Source organism: Gordonia sp. GN26, assembly GCF_054823965.1.
In genome coordinates, this window is record NZ_JSYC01000017.1 from 23567 (window position 1) to 40320 (window position 16754).

The following is a 16754-nucleotide window of genomic DNA, read 5'->3' on the forward strand; positions in this document are numbered from 1 at the left end:
CCCCACGTCGCCGTGCGCCCGGTCCCGGGCGGATTCTCGACGACCCTACCGCGATCGAGGGGACTCGCCGGTTGTCAGTCCAGATCGTCGTGACGGACGAGCTGACGCGCCGCCTCGGTGATGGACCCGGACAGCGACGGGTACACCGAGAACGTCTGTGCGAGATCGCCGACCGTCAGTTTGTTCTGCACCGCGAGGGCCAGCGGGAGGATGAGCTCGGAGGCGTTCGGGGCCACCGCTACGCCACCGATCACCACACCGGTGGCGGGGCGGCAGAAGATCTTCACGAAACCGCGTCGCAGACCGCTCATCTTGGCGCGCGGGTTGGTCGCCAGCGGCAGCATCACGGTGCGTGCAGGGTACTCGCCGGCGTCGATGGCCTTCTGCGACACCCCGACGGTGGCGATCTCGGGACGCGTGAAAATCGCCGACGCAACGGTTTTCAGCTTGATGGGGCTGACGCCCTCGCCCAGTGCGTGGTACACCGCGATGCGGCCCTGCATGGCGGCCACCGAAGCCAGCGGCAGCAGGCCGGTGCAGTCGCCGGCGGCGTAGATGCCGGGTACCGAGGTTCGCGACACCCGGTCCACCTGGATGTAGCCGCTCTTGTCGACCTCGACACCGGCCCGGTCGAGTTCGAGGTTCGCGGTGTTGGGGATCGAGCCGACGGTCATCAGCACATGGCTGCCGGTGACGGTGGACCCGTCGGCGAGATGGGCGGTGACGGTGTCACCGTCGCGGACGACCTTGTCGGCGCGGGCGTGCTTGACGAGTTCGACTCCGCGTTCGGCGAGGGCGTCCTCGAGCACCAGGGCGGCGTCCTCGTCCTCGTGCGGGAGCACGCGGTCGCGGCTCGATACCAGCGTCACCTTCACACCGAGTTCGGTGTAGGCGTGGACGAACTCGGCGCCGGTGACACCCGAACCGATGACGACGAGATGCTCGGGCAGCTCCTCGAGGTCGTAGAGCTGACGCCAGGTGAGGATGCGCTCGCCGTCGGGCTGGGCGTCGGGCAGGATGCGCGGCGACGCACCGGTGGCGATCAGGACGACGTCGCCGTCGAAGCGCTGGGTGCTGCCGTCGGCAAGGGTCGCCAGGACGCTGTGCGTCGAGACACCGACCTGTGTCTCGTCGAGCACGGCGGTGCCGGTGACCAGATTGACGCCCTCGCTGACGAGTCGCGACTTGATGTCGGCGGACTGGGCGAAGGCGAGGTCGCGCACACGCTGATGGATCTGCGGGAGCGTGATCAGGGTGTCGTCGGCCTTGATGTTGATGCCGAGGTCGATGGCGCGGCGGACCTCGGTGCGGATGCCGGTGGAGGCGATGAAGGTCTTCGAGGGCACGCAGTCCCACAGCACGCAGGCGCCACCGATGCCATCCGAATCGATCACCGTGATGTCGGCTCCGTACGCGGCCGCGGCGAGCGCCGCCTCATAACCCGCTGGGCCACCGCCGATGATGACGATCCTGGTCACTGTGCACTCCTGTCCTTCACCGGTCTCGCCGCGGCTGCCCTCGTGGGGCACCGCGCGCCCGATGTGGTGTTGTCGAATGGGCGAACTGGCTGGCGCCGGACCGACGGGCGTCCGACTTCAGTGGTGTCCGACGGCAGATCCGACTGGGTCGAGCCCCGCGGGGTGGTGCGTAGCTCTGGTGCGGCGGACCGTCACAGGTGTCGCGCCATGTACCAACCTAGTCCCGATCGTTCCGCAACACTCCATGTGGTGGCCCTGCGTGCGTCGTACGCCACTCCTCCGGCCCTGCCTGTCGCCTTTCAGAGTCGCCGCCGACCCACTAGGCTCCATCCGTGCCTATATACGCCGCGTACGGATCGAACATGCATCCCGAGCAGATGGCGGAACGCGCGCCGCACTCGCCGATGGCGGGTACCGGATGGCTACGCGGATGGCGCCTGACCTTCGGTGGCGGCGACATCGGCTGGGAGGGTTCGCTGGCGACGGTCACCGAGGACCGCGACGATCCCGACGCCCGCGTCTTCGTCGTCCTGTACGACGTGACCACCGAAGACGAGGAACTCCTCGACCGCTGGGAGGGTTCCGAACTCGGCATCCACCGCAAGATCCGCGCCCGCGTCGACACCGCCGACGGCCCGGTACTGGCCTGGCTCTACGTACTCGATGCCTATGAGGGCGGACTCCCCTCGGCCCGCTATCTCGGCGTCATGGCGGAGGCCGCGGAGATCGCCGGTGCCCCTGCCGACTACGTGCAGGACCTGCGGTTGCGTGAGTCGCGCAACGTCGGCCCCGGACCGGGGCCCGTCGAATCCTGAGCCCGACGCCTAGGGCGCGAACGGCGGCGTGAGCTCCGGCGGTTCGCCGGTGGCGCTGCGTGCGTTGAGGACGACGCCCGCGAGGGTGCGGACCCCGATCGCCAGCGCGCGTTCGTCGAGGTCGAAGTTCGGCGAGTGCAGATCGACCTGCGGGCCGAAACCGTCCCACACCCCGAGGCGCGCCATCGCACCCGGGATCTGTTCGAGGTACCAGGAGAAGTCCTCGCCACCGGGTGACTGCGGCGTGGCGGCGACGGCGTCGGGTCCGATCGCGGCGACCGCGCGTTCGAGCATCCCCACGGCGACCTCGTCGTTGACCACCGGCGGCACACCCCGGAAGTAGGAGAGGTCGTAGCGCACGCCGAGCGGCGCGAGGAGCTCACCGACGACGCTGCGGACCAGCGGCTCCAGGGTCGCCCAGGTGCCGTGGTCGCCGGTGCGCACCGTGCCGCGCATCCGGCCTTCCTGCGGAATCGCGTTGGCGGCGCTGCCGGCATTGGCCGCACCCCACACCATGACCGTTCCCGACCGCGGGTCGACGCGCCGCGAGAGCACCCCGGGCAGTCCGGTGATCACGGTGCCCATCGCGTAGATCAGGTCGCCGGTCAGGTGCGGTCGGGACGTGTGCCCGCCTGCGGAGTGGAGCTGCAGGTCGATGTGGTCGGCTGCCGAGGTCAACGGACCCGACCGCAGGCCGACGGTGCCGACGGGCAGACGCGGATCGCAGTGCAGGGCGAAGATGCGCCCGAGGCCGCTGGTCACGCCGGCCTCGATGGCGTCGAGCGCACCGCCGGGCATGACCTCCTCGGCCGCCTGGAAGATCAGTCGGACCCCCACCGGGAGCGGTCCCGCCGAGGCCAGGAGCTTGGCCACGCCGATCAGGATCGCCGTGTGGGCGTCGTGTCCGCAGGAGTGCGACGCCCCCTCGACCGTCGAGGTGAACGGGAGGCCCGTGTGTTCGGTGACCGGCAACGCGTCCATGTCGGCGCGCAGACCGATCCGCGGTTCGCCGGCCGGCCCGAGGTCACAGACGACGCCGGTGCCCAGCGGGAGCCGACGCGGGTCGAGGCCCGCGGCCGACAGTTCGGCCATCACCAGTTCGGTGGTGCGCACCTCCTGCCGGGACAGTTCGGGATGGGCGTGGATGTCACGGCGCCAGGCGACGAGATCGGGGGCGTGGTCGGCGAGCCACGCATCGATGATCCTCGACGCGTCCGGCTGACTCTCGGCCATCACGCCGGTCACGACAGGACTCCGGCGGGTGTCGGAACGGCGAGATCGGCGAGCAGTGGTCCGCGGAGTCCCCGCTTGATCAGCGCGAGGTTGGGCCCCACGGTCGCCGCGCGGGCGGCGGCGACCTCGGCGGCGCGGGCGGTCAGTCGATCCGCCTCGACCGCCTCGTCGACGATGCCGGCTGCCACCGCGTCGGCGGCGCCGTACCGCCGGCTGGTGTACATCGCCTCGGTCGCGGTCCGGTCGGTGAGTCGTGTGCGCAGAAGCGTCGACATTCCACGGGTGAACGGCATGTTCAGGGCCGCCTCGGGTAACGACCAGAAGCCGCGCTCGGTGCGCATGACCAGGTGGTCGGCGCAGAGGGCGAGCATGGCGCCGGCACCGAAGGCGTGACCGTTGACCGCCGCGACCGTCGGCACCGGGAGGGTGAGGAACGTGGCGTACAGCGCGTGCACACGGTCGAGGTACGCGGGCAGCTGATCCGGCGCGGCGAAGATGTGGTCGGTGTCGAGCCCGTTGGTGAAGAACTTGCCGGTCGCGGTCAGCACCAGCGGGCGTTTCGGGTCGGCGCTCACCTCAGCGAGCAGCCGTTCCACCTCGTCGAGCCATTCCAGACGGAAGCGGTTCTCGGGGTTCGACTCGTCGAGCTCGGCGCCCTTGGCCCCGAGATGGAGTTCGACGACCTCCCCGACCTCGTTGAGATATGGCATGAAAAGACCTTATCGCTCCGCGGCGCGTCCTCTCCCGGCACGGCGCTCGCACAGCGCCGCAGTGCCGCACCGGCGTCGGGGTCACCGTTTAGGGTTGGCGCATGGATCCCACTGCCGACGCCGACGCCGCGGCCCTCGTCGCGGCCGCCACCATTGCCGCCGAGACCGACGCCGCCGCACACGATGTGGCCGTGATCCTCGGTTCCGGTTGGGCCCCGGCGGCCGACGCGTTCGGTGCACCGATCCGTTCGCTGCCGATGTCGTCGATCCCCGGCTTCACCCCGCCCCAGGCCGCCGGCCACGGCGGCGTGATCCATTCCGTTCGGGTCGGAGACCGTCGAGTCCTTTTGATGCTCGGCCGGATTCACGCCTACGAGGGCCACGATCTGGCGCGGGTCGTACATCCGGTGCGGACCGCGGCGGCGGCCGGCGTCCACACCGTCGTGCTCACCAACGCGGCCGGCGGTCTGCGCGAGGACATGTCGGTGGGCCAGCCGATCCTGATCTCCGATCACCTCAACCTGACCGCGCGTTCCCCGCTGGTCGGCGCACAGTTCGTCGACCTCGTCGACGCCTACTCCCCCCGCCTGCGCGGGATCGCCCGGCGCGTCGACCCCTCCCTCGCCGAGGGTGTGTACGCCGGCCTGCCGGGACCCCACTACGAGACCCCCGCGGAGATCCGGATGCTCCGCACGATGGGCGCCGACCTGGTCGGCATGTCGACGGTGCACGAGACCATCGCCGCACGCGCCGCCGGACTGGAGGTCCTCGGGGTCTCGCTGGTCACCAACCTGGCCGCCGGAATGACCGGCGAACACCTCAGTCACGCCGAGGTGCTCGAGGTCGGGCGCGCATCGGCGACGCGTATGGGCGAATTGCTCGCCCAGATCATCGGCGAACTGTAGAACCGATCCCGGCGGCGATTCCTCCCCCGACGAGTCCCGACAGAACTCGAGGTGCACCATGACCTACCCACCCGACGGCTCCGGCGGTTATCCGCCCGGCGGGTACCCGGGCGCCTACGGGCCGGGTGGCCATCCGCAAGGTCCGCCGCCGCCACCGCCACGCTCCCCGTGGACGTCGCCCGCGGTCCTGGTGGCCATCGGCGCCGGCGTCCTGCTGGTGGTCGCGGGCGTGCTGGCCGCGTTCCTGCTGATCCCCGCCGACGAGGAGTCCACCGACACGGCGGCCGCGAGCTCCACGACCACGACCTCGGAGCCGCCCACGATCACGAGCACGGTCACGCAGGCCCCGCCGCCGACCCCGACCACCATCACGACGACGCCGTCGCCGCCTCCGAACCGTCCGGCCCCGACCGTGTCGGGCGCGGACTGGCAGGGGTTCGTCACCGGACCGCGCTGCAACGCCGCCGATGACCCGGCGGTCGCGATCGGTCAGACCTCGCGGTCGCGCGTGGTCATCTGCCAGGTCGGCAACCAGACGGGTCGTTGGTACTACAAGGGACAGGCACCCGAAGGCGGCATCGAACTGCAGTTCCCGACCCGCGTCGGCAACACCTTCGAGGCGAGCAACGGCGCCGTCCGCTACCTGGTGTCCCCGTCGAGTCTCACCATCGTGGAGGGCGGTTCGGTACTGGTGAACGAGCCGATGCTCGCCTACTGGTCGTCGCTGGGCTGAACCACAGCAATCGAACGGCGCGGGGTCTCCGTCAGCGCGGGCCGAACTGACGGTCGCCGGCGTCGCCGAGTCCCGGGACGATGTAGTTCGCGTCGTCGAGGCCCTCGTCGATCGCGGCCACGACCAGACGGCACGGATGGCCCGCTTTCTCGAGCAACTCGACGCCCTGGGGTGCCGCGACAACACAGATCGCGGTGATGTCGGTGGCGTTGCGCGCGACGAGCAGTTCGATCGTGTGCAGCATCGAGCCGCCGGTCGCGAGCATCGGGTCGAGGACGAAGACGGGCAGTCCGGAGAGGTCCTCGGGTAGGGACTCGAGATACGGCACCGGCTGGGCCGTCTCCTCGTCGCGGGCGATGCCCACGAATCCGACCCGGGCCTCGGGCACCATCGCATGCGCCTGCTCGACCATCCCGAGGCCGGCGCGCAGGACCGGGACCAGCAGCGGCGGCGTGGCCAGCCGCGATCCGGTGTGCGGGACGAGCGGCGTGTTGATCTGCACGTCCGTTTTGGGCGCAGCGGCGAGCGCCTCGTAGATCAGCATCTGGGTGAGATCCGAGAGTGCCGCACGGAATCCGGCGTTGTCGGTGGTCTCGTCCCGCATCGTCGTCAGACGGGCGGCGGCGAGAGGATGGTCGACGATGAGGCGTTCCATGGCGACCACACTATTTCCTGAACCCCACGGGCGTGTGCATCGAGGTACCGCGCATCGCCACCGGTCGGGGTTCGCCCGCATTCGATGGAACCGAACCGGCGCCCACCGCGTCAGAAACCCATGAGCCCGCGATCCACCGCCCCATCCGCCGTCCTCTCCCCTCCCGGGTCCGCCCGGCCAACCGAACTGATGACGGAATCAGCAGCGCTGCAAGAGTTCTCGTCGGCGCACTGCACCGCGAGCGTGCTGGTCGGCGATCAGGCCCGCAGTGACGAGGCAGCTCTGGTCGATCTCGCGATCACGTTCGGGATCATCGGGGCGGAGTTTCTCGCCGCGGTCGTCGAGTTCCTCCGCATCCACCGGAGCAACCTCGAGACGACGGCGTCGCGGCAGGACGACGTCGCCTCGGCCACCCGCCGCGCCGACGACACCTACCTCGCGTGCGACTGCGCGGCCGCGGACCGGGGGTTCACTCTCTGATGCTCGACGCCGCCATGTTCGTCGGACCACTACGTCAACTCGTTGCAGCACTGGGCACCGGCATCCTCGCCCCCGGCAATCCGGCGGAGACGATCCGTGCCGCCGCGAGTGCGGTCGACGCCGCACGCCGTGGATCGTCTGCCGCCACCGAAGCGGTGCGCACGCACTGGGAGGGTTCCGGCGCGACCGCGGCCGTCGATGCCGCAGGAAGACTGCAGCAGAGCATGGGCACGCTGGCCGACGACGCCGATGACTTCGCCCGCCTCGTCGAGAGCGCCGGCGGGAAGGTGCAGACGGCGTCGAACCAACTCCTCGGCCTGGTGGATTCACTCGAACGTCGGGCCCGCGCCTTCGGGAGCGAGTTGTTCACCCCGGCCGGCCTGCTGACGATGCTGCCGATGGCGGCCGAGCATCTCGGCCGCGGTCTCGCGATCGTCGCTCGCACACGCGCCGACCTCCGTTCCGACTCCGACGCGATGGCGGCCCTCGGGCGGCGGATCGCACCCGCACCGGTCACGACCATCGGCGACCGGACGTCCGGTGAGCACCTGTCGGTGCCGCCGGTGTCCGGAGGCGTGCCGATCACGCTCCCCGACGGTTCGGTGGCCCACGCGCCGAACGAGCGGGCGGCGAAGGCGGTGCGCGCCGCACTGAGCCAGCGGGGTGTTCCTTATCTCTGGGGCGGGACGACGCCCGCCGGTTTCGATTGCAGCGGTTTCACCAGATGGGCCTATCGGCAGGCCGGTCTCGAACTCCCCCGCCTGGCCCAGGATCAAGACACCGCCGGAATCCGCGTGTCACAGGCACAGTTACAGCCCGGCGATCTCGCCGTGTGGTCCGGGCACGTGGCCATGTACATCGGCAACGATCAGATGATCGAGGCCGGCGACCCGGTCGGCGTCTCACCGGTTCGGACGACCAATCTCGACCAGACCTTCGAAGGATTCTTCCGGCCCCGATGACGAGGTGGCACGAATACCGTTCGGCCTCTGTGGGGGCACTACTGGATCCACGGCGATCAATCGCTAGGCTGTGTCCCCATGGCCGGAGACATCGTCCCGATTGAGCTCGGACTCACCGACGGAAACAGCTTCACCCTGTGGGCACCCCGCTGGCGGGAGGGTGACGACGAGTGGGAGGCGTTCCTCGGTCTCGACGAGGATCTCTACGTCCTGCCCGGCGTCGCCGAGCTCGCGGCCTTCGTCCGCACCAACGACGACAACGACCTCGTCGAGCACCCGGCGTGGCCGACCATCGTGGGCGTGCAGGCCGAGGAGCTGATCCCCGACGAGCGCCACACCTACGACCTGGTGGGCGTGCCCGAGCTCGCCGCCGAGGATCCGACCCCCGAGGTCATCGCCGAACTCGAGGACGCGCTCGAGATCGTGCGCATCCTGGGCGAGGTCTGCGAACTGACCGCGATCACGAAGTTCTTCAACGGCAACCCGATCCTGGGTGCGGTCACCACCGGCACCCGCAACTTCGAGGGCCGCGAAGGCCTCGACCTCTGGGTCCGCATCGGCCGTCTGATCGCCAAGCACTGGGACGACGTGCTCGACGCGATCGACGAGGTCATCACCACGCCGAAGGTCGACGCGAAGGCCGTCGAGACCGCCGAGGCCGAACTCGAGGCCGCCGCCTCCGCCGAAGACGAGGACGAGCCGGACGACGACGACATCGAGATCGTCGAGACCGCGGGCGTCGTCGTCGACGAGGCCGAGGACGACGAAGACGATGATGAGGACGACGAGTACGACGACGACGATTTCTGGGCGTCGGTCGGCATCGACCCGATCAAGATCGTCACGAGCGGCAACGAGTACCTGACGCTGCGCTGCTACCTCGGCGACGACCCGGTGTTTCTCGGCACCAAGGGCAAGATCTTCGTGTTCACCTCGGCGCGCTCGCTCTCGCGTTTCCTCGCCGACGACAACACCCACGATCTGGCCGAACTGTCGACGTTCGAGGACGTCCGCACCGAGGCCACCAACGGCTCACTCGAGTTCGACGTGATCGACGACAACGTGTACGTGCTGCCCGGCCTCGCCGAGGACATCGCCGACGGCCCGCGCCGCATGGACCGCGACCAGCTCGACCTCGCCGTCGAACTGTTCACCGACGCAGCCGACTACGCCGGCGACGACACCGTCAACGAGGCCCTGGGTACGTCAACTCCCCTCGGTTGGTTCGTCGACTACACCGTCAATCCCGACCCGAAGCGGATGGCCCCGAGCGGACCGTTCGACAACGAGGCCGAGGCCTGGCGGGCGCTCGAGCACGACTTCGAGACCCGGCTCGTGAAGAAGGGCTGATCCGTCCCCGCTCCTTGAGTGGCCCCGGCTCGTCCGAAAGGGCTGATCCGTCCCCGCTCCTTGAGTAGCCCCGGAGCGTGCGGAGGGGCGTATCGAAAGGAGTTCTGATCGGTATCGAGGTCAGCCCGACCCGAGCAGCACCGCGTAACCCGGCTTGATCACGTCGTCGATGACCGCGAGCCGTTCGTCGAAGTGGATGAACGCCGACTTCATGGCGTTGACCGTGAAACGTTCGAAATCGGCCCAGCCGTAACCGAATTGGTCGGCGAGCAGACCGAACTCCTTGCTCATCGTGGTGTCGCCCATGAGCCGGTTGTCGGTGTTGACCGTGACCCGGAACCGGAGCCGGGCCAACACGTTGAACGGGTGCTCGGCGAGCGAGGCAACCGCCCCGGTCTGCACATTCGAACTCGGGCACAGCTCGAGCGGAATCCGCTTGTCACGCACGATGTTCGCGACCAGACCGAGCTTCGCGCCGGCGAAGGAGTGAGCGGCGAGGTCGACGCCCTCGGGTAGTTCGATGTCGTCGAAGACCCGAACCCCGTGGCCGAGACGGTCGGTGCCGCAGAAGCCGATGGCCTCATGGATCGACGGCAGGCCGAACGCCTCGCCCGCATGGATGGTGAACGGCGCACAGTTGGCGCGCATGTACTCGAAGGCGTCGAGATGACGGGTCGGCGGGTGACCGGCCTCGGCACCGGCGATGTCGAAGCCGACGACGCCGCGATCCCGGTAGCGCACCGCGAGTTCGGCGATCTCCCGTGAGCGCGCCGCGTGCCGCATCGCGGTGACCAGACAGCGGACGATGATCGTCTTCCCACGCTCGGCGGCGATCCGCTCGCCGTCTGCGAATCCGCGCAGCACCGCCTCCACCACCTCGTCGAGGGTGAGTCCGGCCTCGAGATGCTGTTCCGGGGCGTACCGGACCTCGGCATAGACGACGTTGTCGTCGGCGAGGTCCTCCACGCACTCGCGTGCCACCCGCTCGAGAGCGTCGACGGTCTGCATGACGGCGACGGTGTGGGTGAAGGTCTCCAGATATCGCTCGAGGGAGCCGCTGTCGGCGGCCTCGCGGAACCACCGCCCGAGTCCGGCCGCGTCGTCGACGGGCAGACCGTCGTAGCCGACCTCGTGCGCGAGTTCCAGGACGGTCGCCGGCCGCAGCCCGCCGTCGAGGTGGTCGTGGAGGAGAACCTTGGGCGCGAGGGTGAGGTGCGCCGGATCCAGCGTCGTCATCTTGTGAACCTAACGGAATCGATGATCAGTGGCCGGTCGCCGGCGCCGCTCGTGTCGACGTTTCCGGCCTCGATCCGCACCGCACCGTCGAGACTCGAGCGCGCACCCGCGATCCGGTTCTCATCCTGCGTGTGCAAGGTGAACAGCGGTTGGCCGGCGCAGACACGGTCACCGGGTTTGGCGTGGATGACGACTCCCGCCTCCGCCGACACCGCTTCGCCGGGCTTGGATCGTCCTCCGCCCAGCCGCCACGCCGCATCTCCGACCGCACGCGCGTCCATGTCGGTCATGACGCCATCGCGGTCTGCGAAGACCACGTCCTGATGCCGGGCGACCGGCAGCGGGGCGTCCGGGTCGCCGCCCTGGGCGGAGATCATGGACCGCCAGGAATCCATCGCCCGGCCGTTGGCCAGGTGTTCGGCGGGGTCTGCGTCGGACAGACCCGCCGCGTCGAGCATCTCCCGGGCGAGCGCGAGGGTCAGCTCGACGACGTCGGCCGGCCCACCCCCGGCGAGGACCTCGACCGATTCGGCGACCTCGACGGCATTCCCGACCGCCCGGCCCAGCGGAACGCTCATGTCGGTGATGAGCGCCCGGGTGTCGACCCCCGCGTCGTGCCCGAGTTCGACCATCGTCGACGCCAGCTCGCGCGCGTCGGACTCGTCCGGCAGGAAGGCGCCCGAACCGGTCTTCACGTCGAGGACGAGCGCGCCGGTGCCCTCGGCGATCTTCTTGCTCATGATCGAGGTGGCGAGCAGCGGGATGGACTCGACCGTCCCGGTGACGTCGCGCAGCGCGTAGAGCTTGCGGTCGGCGGGGGCCAGATCCGCGCCCGCGGCGCAGATGACCGCGCCGACGCGTTCGAGCTGGCCGATCATCTCCTCGGTGCTCACCTCGGCCCGCCAGCCGGGGATCGATTCCAGTTTGTCCAGGGTGCCACCGGTGTGGCCGAGACCCCGACCGGACAGCTGCGGCACCGCCACGCCGTACGAGGCGACCAGCGGCGTCAGGGGCAACGTGATCTTGTCGCCGACGCCACCCGTGGAGTGTTTGTCGACCGTGATGAGCCGACGGCCGTCGCGGCGCAGGCCCGTCAGGTCCATCCGCCGTCCGCTGTCGATCATGGCCCGGGTCCACGTCGCGATCTCCCGGCGGTTCATCCCACGGAGATAGATGGCCATCAGCAACGACGACATCTGTTCCGGGGCGACCTCGCCGCGGGTGTACCCGTCGACGATCCACGCGATCTCGGCGTCGCTGAGTTCACCGCCCCCACGCTTGGTGGCGATGACCGAGACGGCGTGGATCACCTCGTCGGCGGCGGGCTCGACCGAGGAGGTCACGAGACGACCTCGGCGATGTCGTCGGGACCGAAGGCGTCGGGCAGGAGGTCGGAGAGGACGCGTGGACCGGACGGGTGGTCGACGAGGAGGTCGCGGCCGCCGTGCTCGAGGAGCACCTGTCGACACCGTCCGCACGGCATCAGGACCTTGCCGGAGGCGTCGGTGACGGTCACCGCACGCAGGGACTTCCCGCCTTGTGAGATCAATTGAGCGGTGAGTGACACCTCGGCACAGATGCCCAAACCGTATGAGACATTTTCCACATTGCAACCTGCCACGACACGGCCGTCAGAGGTGATTCCCGCAGCCCCCACCGGGTAGCGCGAGTACGGGGCGTAGGCATGGGACAACATCTCAGTTGCTTTGTGTCGCAGAACATCCCATTCGATTTCGGTACTCACGCCCACCTCCAGGCAAAGGGTGTAACCAACCGGACATGCGCCGTTCATCGGCGCAAAAGCTTGGGTAAGGCAAACCTAAGTCGTAATGTCTTGTGCCTCAAATCGGTTCGGGCAATTTATCACCGGAATGGGCATGGGTTTAGAGTCTCTTGTCATGGGTCCATGGTCGAGTCGGAGCATGCCGATTCGACGCGTCCATCGACGATGTTGGAGGCCACTTTTCCGATGAGCACCTCGACCGAAGTCGCACCTGACCCGGTGCGTCGACGTTCTCTGTACCGCGGCGACCCGGGCATGTGGTCCTGGGTTCTGCACCGCATCACAGGCGTCACCATTTTCTTCTTCTTGTTCGTGCACGTGTTGGACACCGCGGTCATCCGCGTCGATCCCAACCAGTACGACGAGATCATCGAAACCTACAAGACCCCGATCATCGGTCTCATGGAGATCGCCCTGGTCGCCTGCGTCCTGTTCCACGCCTTCAACGGCGTGCGCCTGATCCTGGTGGACTTCTGGTCCAAGGGCCCCAAGTACCAGCGTCAGATGCTGTGGGTCGCGATGACCCTGTTCGTCGTCGTGTTCGCCGCCGGCGCCATCCGCCTGCTGCAGATCATGTTCAGCCACCTGTAGGAGACACCAGAGATGACCACCTCGGAAGCCACCGGTGTCGCGAAGACCCTCGGCAAGGAACACGACCGTCCGGCCAGCCTGGACAACCCCCGCTCCCCGCGTAAGCCCAAGGGCGGCAACTTCGAGAAGAACGCATGGATGTTCATGCGCTTCTCCGGCCTGATCCTCGTCTTCCTGACGATCGGCCACATGTTCATCATGCTCGCCTGGGACGGCGGCGTGCATCGGATCGACGCCTCGTTCGTCGCCGCGCGCTGGAGCTCGCCCGGCTGGCAGATCTGGGACCTGACCATGCTGTGGCTCGCCCAGCTGCACGGCGGCAACGGCGTGCGCACCGTCATCGCCGACTACTCGCGCAAGGACTCGACCCGCTTCTGGCTGAACGTGCTGCTGGCCGTGTCGATGATCCTGACCCTGGTGCTGGGCACCTACGCGATCCTCACCTTCGACGTCAACAGCGTCGGCTAAAGGAGACCATCAACATGCAGGAACACCGCTATGACGTCGTCATCGTGGGCGCCGGCGGCGCCGGGATGCGCGCGGCGATCGAAGCCGCACCGCGTGCCCGCACCGCGGTTCTGACCAAGCTCTACCCCACCCGTAGCCACACCGGCGCGGCCCAGGGCGGCATGTGCGCCGCACTGGCCAACGTCGAAGAGGACAACTGGGAGTGGCACACCTTCGACACCGTCAAGGGTGGTGACTACCTCGCCGATCAGGACGCCGTCGAGATCATGGCCAAGGAGGCCATCGACGCGGTGCTCGATCTGGAGAAGATGGGTCTCCCGTTCAACCGGACGCCCGAGGGCAAGATCGACCAGCGCCGTTTCGGCGGGCACACCCGCGACCACGGCAAGTCGCCCGTGCGCCGCGCCTGCTACGCCGCCGACCGCACCGGTCACATGATCCTGCAGACCCTGTACCAGAACTGCGTCAAGCACGACGTCGAGTTCTTCAACGAGTTCTACGCACTCGACATCTGCCTCACCGAGAACGAGGACGGCGAGCAGGTCGCCACCGGCGTCGTCGCCTACGAGCTCGCGACCGGCGAGATCCACGTCTTCCACGCCAAGTCGATCGTCTTCGCGACCGGCGGCTCGGGCCGTATGTACAAGACGACGTCCAACGCCCACACCCTCACCGGTGACGGCATGGGCATCGTCTTCCGCAAGGGCCTGCCGCTCGAGGACATGGAGTTCCACCAGTTCCATCCGACGGGCCTCGCGGGTCTCGGCATCCTCATCTCGGAGGCCGTCCGCGGTGAGGGCGGCATCCTGCGCAACGCCGACGGCGAGCGCTTCATGGAGCGCTACGCCCCCACCATCAAGGACCTTGCGCCCCGCGACATCGTCGCCCGCTCCATGGTTCTCGAGGTGCTCGAGGGCCGCGGCGCCGGACCGAACAAGGACTACGTCTACATCGACGTGACCCACCTCGGCGAGGACGTCCTCAACGAGAAGCTGCCGGACATCACCGAGTTCGCCCGCACCTACCTCGGCGTCGACCCGGTCACCGAGTACGTGCCGGTGTTCCCGACGTGCCACTACGTCATGGGTGGCATCCCGACCAACATCAACGGTCAGGTGCTGCGCAACAACGACGAGGTCGTCCACGGTCTGTACGCAGCCGGTGAGTGTGCCTGTGTGTCCGTTCACGGCGCCAATCGCCTCGGCACCAACTCGCTGCTCGACATCAACGTCTTCGGACGCCGCGCCGGCATCGCCGCCGCCGAGTACGCGAACAACGCCGACTTCGCCGAACTGCCCGAGCAGCCGACCGAGATGGTCGACGGCTGGCTGGAGCTGCTCCTGTCGGAGCACGGTCACGAGCGCGTCGCCGACATCCGCACCGAGCTCCAGGCGTCGATGGACGCCAACGCATCGGTGTTCCGGACCGAGGAGACCCTCAAGCAGGCCCTCACCGACATCCATGCACTCAAGGAGCGCTACGCCCACATCAAGGTCCACGACAAGGGCAAGCGTTTCAACAGCGACCTCCTCGAGGCCATCGAGCTGGGCTTCCTGCTCGAGATGGCCGAGGTCACCGTGGTCGGTGCACTCAACCGCAAGGAATCGCGTGGCGGCCATGCCCGCGAGGACTACCCCGATCGCGACGACGTGAACTACATGCGTCACACCATGGCCTACAAGAAGGGCACCGACCTTCTCTCGGACATCGAGCTGGACTACAAGCCCGTGGTGCAGACCCGTTACGAGCCGATGGAGCGTAAGTACTGATGACATCTGTTCTGGACAAGCCCGCACCCTCCTCCGACGAGCCGCCGCTGCCCCCGGTGCCCGACGAGGCCACCATGGTCACGTTGAAGATCTTCCGGTTCAACCCGGAGAATCCCGACGCCCAGGGCTTCGAGAGCTTCCGCGTCCCGGCGCTGCCGACCGACCGTCTGCTCAACCTGCTGCTGTACGTGAAGGGCTACCTCGACGGCACCCTGACGTTCCGCCGCAGTTGCGCCCACGGCGTGTGCGGTTCCGACGCCATGCGCATCAACGGCGTCAACCGCCTGGCCTGCAAGCTCCTCATGAAGGACATGCTCCCCAAGGACAAGTCCAAGGAGATCACCATCACCGTCGAGCCGATCCGCGGCCTGCCGGTGGAGAAGGATCTCGTCGTGAACATGGAGCCGTTCTTCGACGCGTACCGCGCGATCAAGCCGTTCCTGATCACCTCGGGCAACGAGCCGACCCGTGAGCGCATCCAGAGCCAGAGCGACCGCGCCCGCTTCGACGACACCACCAAGTGCATCCTCTGTGCCTGCTGCACCACGAGCTGCCCGGTGTTCTGGACCGAGGGTTCGTACTTCGGCCCGGCCGCGATCGTCAACGCGCACCGCTTCATCTTCGACAGCCGTGACGAGGGCGCCGTCGAGCGTCTCGACATCCTCAACGACGTCGACGGTGTGTGGCGCTGCCGCACGACCTTCAACTGCACCGACGCATGCCCCCGCGGCATCCAGGTGACGCAGGCGATCTCGGAGGTCAAGCGCGCACTCATGTTCTCGCGCTAGACGTTTCAGCTTTCTCTGCAGCCCGGCAACGGCCCGCACCGACTTCGGTGCGGGCCGTTGCTCATTCGCACATGTAGCGGATCGTGCTGCCGGTCGACACGAACCGCTACGTCTGGCGGACGTCCGATGCCTCGCCCCGGAAGATCCCCGCGATGATCGAGTCCACGAGCGCCGCCTCTTCCTCGGGGGTCGCCGGCCAGAGCAGCATGGTCAGCACCGACCGGATCGCGAACCGGGCGGCGACGGTGTCGTCGGGGTCGATGCCGATGAGTTCTGCGGCCACATCGAGCACGGTCGGCGAGGCGAGCACGGTCGGCGTCGTCGCGATGAGGCTTGCCGGCCGGAGGAACTGTCGTATCACCCGGTCTGCGCGCAGGGCGCCGACCGCCGCGGTGATCGCGATCCGGGCGCGCTCCTCCCCCGCCGTGCCGGCCGCTTCCGCGCGGATCGATTCGAGGACCGGGGCGGCGGTCGTCGACAACACCGCCTCGATCAACTGGGCACGGCCACCGGCGTGACGGTAGATCGTCGCCCGGGAGCAGTGGGCTCGAGCGGCCAGTTCGTCGATGCTGAACGCATCGAGTCCACGCGAGGCGATCAGTGTCGCGGCCTGCGACACGAGCCTCCTTCGCGCCGCGTCGCCGCGATCGCCACCCACGAGCCAGTCAGCCATGCACGCCCCTCCGTCGTCGAATCTCATCATGAGACAAGGAACAGCTGGCTGGGTGCGTTTTCAGGCAGGTCAAGAAGGGTTCGTGAGACATCGAATCCCGGCGCCACGATCTCCCCGTGTCGACT

Annotated in this window: 18 protein-coding genes; 10 read left to right on the forward strand and 8 right to left on the reverse strand. The window is 68.3% G+C overall.

Translation table 11 applies throughout. The features are described from left to right. Positions 1 to 74 precede the first annotated feature (74 nt). Complete coding sequence (locus tag OK17_RS06200; RefSeq protein WP_232718103.1) at positions 75 to 1478, reverse strand: NAD(P)H-quinone dehydrogenase; 1404 nt, start codon at positions 1476 to 1478, stop codon at positions 75 to 77. Between the two features lie 332 nt (positions 1479 to 1810). Between OK17_RS06200 and OK17_RS06205 the strand changes: the two genes are divergently transcribed. After that, a complete protein-coding gene (locus OK17_RS06205; RefSeq protein WP_232718102.1) occupies positions 1811 to 2293 on the forward strand; it encodes a gamma-glutamylcyclotransferase in 483 nt (160 codons plus the stop codon). Positions 2294 to 2302: 9 nt separating this feature from the next. Here the strand turns inward: OK17_RS06205 and OK17_RS06210 are convergent, their stop codons facing one another. Beyond that, complete coding sequence (locus tag OK17_RS06210) at positions 2303 to 3526, reverse strand: amidohydrolase (RefSeq protein ID WP_461417006.1); 1224 nt, start codon at positions 3524 to 3526, stop codon at positions 2303 to 2305. 8 nt (positions 3527 to 3534) lie between these two features. Next, the gene (locus OK17_RS06215) at positions 3535 to 4236 is read right to left on the reverse strand and encodes an enoyl-CoA hydratase/isomerase family protein (RefSeq protein WP_232718101.1); all 702 of its coding nucleotides are present in this window, start codon (positions 4234 to 4236) and stop codon (positions 3535 to 3537) included. A 101-nt stretch (positions 4237 to 4337) separates the two neighbouring features. Here OK17_RS06215 and OK17_RS06220 point away from each other — a divergent pair, with 101 nt between their 5' ends. Both OK17_RS06220 and OK17_RS06225 read left to right on the forward strand, forming a co-directional pair. Beyond that, positions 4338 to 5141 carry a purine-nucleoside phosphorylase gene (locus OK17_RS06220; protein WP_232718100.1) on the forward strand — a complete coding sequence of 268 codons (804 nt, stop codon included), beginning with the start codon at positions 4338 to 4340 and terminating at the stop codon, positions 5139 to 5141. Positions 5142 to 5199: 58 nt separating this feature from the next. After that, positions 5200 to 5874 (forward strand): hypothetical protein, encoded by a 675-nt coding sequence (locus OK17_RS06225; RefSeq protein WP_461416958.1) that lies wholly within the window; start codon positions 5200 to 5202, stop codon positions 5872 to 5874. Positions 5875 to 5905: 31 nt separating this feature from the next. Here the strand turns inward: OK17_RS06225 and upp are convergent, their stop codons facing one another. Continuing rightward, entirely contained in the window at positions 5906 to 6529 is a 624-nt protein-coding gene (upp, locus tag OK17_RS06230) for a uracil phosphoribosyltransferase (protein WP_232718098.1), read from the reverse strand. A 189-nt stretch (positions 6530 to 6718) separates the two neighbouring features. Between upp and OK17_RS06235 the strand changes: the two genes are divergently transcribed. From OK17_RS06235 to OK17_RS06245, 3 genes are all read left to right on the forward strand, one after another. Beyond that, positions 6719 to 7009 carry a type VII secretion target gene (locus tag OK17_RS06235; protein WP_461416959.1) on the forward strand — a complete coding sequence of 97 codons (291 nt, stop codon included), beginning with the start codon at positions 6719 to 6721 and terminating at the stop codon, positions 7007 to 7009. Continuing rightward, positions 7009 to 7971 (forward strand): C40 family peptidase, encoded by a 963-nt coding sequence (locus OK17_RS06240; protein WP_232718096.1) that lies wholly within the window; start codon positions 7009 to 7011, stop codon positions 7969 to 7971. Before OK17_RS06235 ends, OK17_RS06240 begins: the two co-directional genes overlap by 1 nt. Before the next feature lie 78 nt (positions 7972 to 8049). Further along, positions 8050 to 9321, forward strand: a complete 1272-nt coding sequence (locus OK17_RS06245) for a primosomal protein (RefSeq protein ID WP_232718095.1) — start codon at positions 8050 to 8052, stop codon at positions 9319 to 9321. Positions 9322 to 9441: 120 nt separating this feature from the next. Here OK17_RS06245 and OK17_RS06250 read toward each other — a convergent pair whose 3' ends face one another. Genes OK17_RS06250 through OK17_RS06260 form a run of 3 tightly spaced genes read right to left on the reverse strand, consistent with a single transcriptional unit; the run spans position 9442 to position 12301 of the window. After that, entirely contained in the window at positions 9442 to 10557 is a 1116-nt protein-coding gene (locus OK17_RS06250; RefSeq protein ID WP_232718094.1) for an adenosine deaminase, read from the reverse strand. Next, positions 10554 to 11900, reverse strand: coding sequence for a thymidine phosphorylase (locus tag OK17_RS06255; RefSeq protein ID WP_232718093.1), 1347 nt, complete (start codon positions 11898 to 11900; stop codon positions 10554 to 10556). Before OK17_RS06255 ends, OK17_RS06250 begins: the two co-directional genes overlap by 4 nt. Continuing rightward, positions 11897 to 12301: a cytidine deaminase gene (locus OK17_RS06260; protein ID WP_040535622.1), complete on the reverse strand. Its 405-nt coding sequence runs from the start codon at positions 12299 to 12301 to the stop codon at positions 11897 to 11899. Before OK17_RS06260 ends, OK17_RS06255 begins: the two co-directional genes overlap by 4 nt. A 225-nt stretch (positions 12302 to 12526) precedes the next feature. Here OK17_RS06260 and sdhC point away from each other — a divergent pair, with 225 nt between their 5' ends. Genes sdhC through OK17_RS06280 form a run of 4 tightly spaced genes read left to right on the forward strand, consistent with a single transcriptional unit; the run spans position 12527 to position 15956 of the window. After that, on the forward strand, positions 12527 to 12931 hold the full coding sequence (gene sdhC / locus OK17_RS06265) for a succinate dehydrogenase, cytochrome b556 subunit (protein ID WP_006865932.1): 405 nt from the start codon (positions 12527 to 12529) through the stop codon (positions 12929 to 12931). A gap of 12 nt (positions 12932 to 12943) precedes the next feature. Beyond that, positions 12944 to 13399 carry a succinate dehydrogenase hydrophobic membrane anchor subunit gene (locus tag OK17_RS06270; RefSeq protein ID WP_005195959.1) on the forward strand — a complete coding sequence of 152 codons (456 nt, stop codon included), beginning with the start codon at positions 12944 to 12946 and terminating at the stop codon, positions 13397 to 13399. A 14-nt stretch (positions 13400 to 13413) separates the two neighbouring features. Continuing rightward, positions 13414 to 15168, forward strand: a complete 1755-nt coding sequence (gene sdhA / locus OK17_RS06275; RefSeq protein ID WP_040535570.1) for a succinate dehydrogenase flavoprotein subunit — start codon at positions 13414 to 13416, stop codon at positions 15166 to 15168. Next, positions 15168 to 15956: a succinate dehydrogenase iron-sulfur subunit gene (locus OK17_RS06280; RefSeq protein ID WP_006865934.1), complete on the forward strand. Its 789-nt coding sequence runs from the start codon at positions 15168 to 15170 to the stop codon at positions 15954 to 15956. The genes sdhA and OK17_RS06280 overlap by 1 nt, the downstream gene beginning before the upstream one ends. A gap of 106 nt (positions 15957 to 16062) precedes the next feature. On the opposite strand, the gene OK17_RS06285 is transcribed toward OK17_RS06280, so the two are convergent. After that, entirely contained in the window at positions 16063 to 16629 is a 567-nt protein-coding gene (locus OK17_RS06285) for a TetR/AcrR family transcriptional regulator (RefSeq protein ID WP_232718092.1), read from the reverse strand. Positions 16630 to 16754 lie beyond the last annotated feature (125 nt).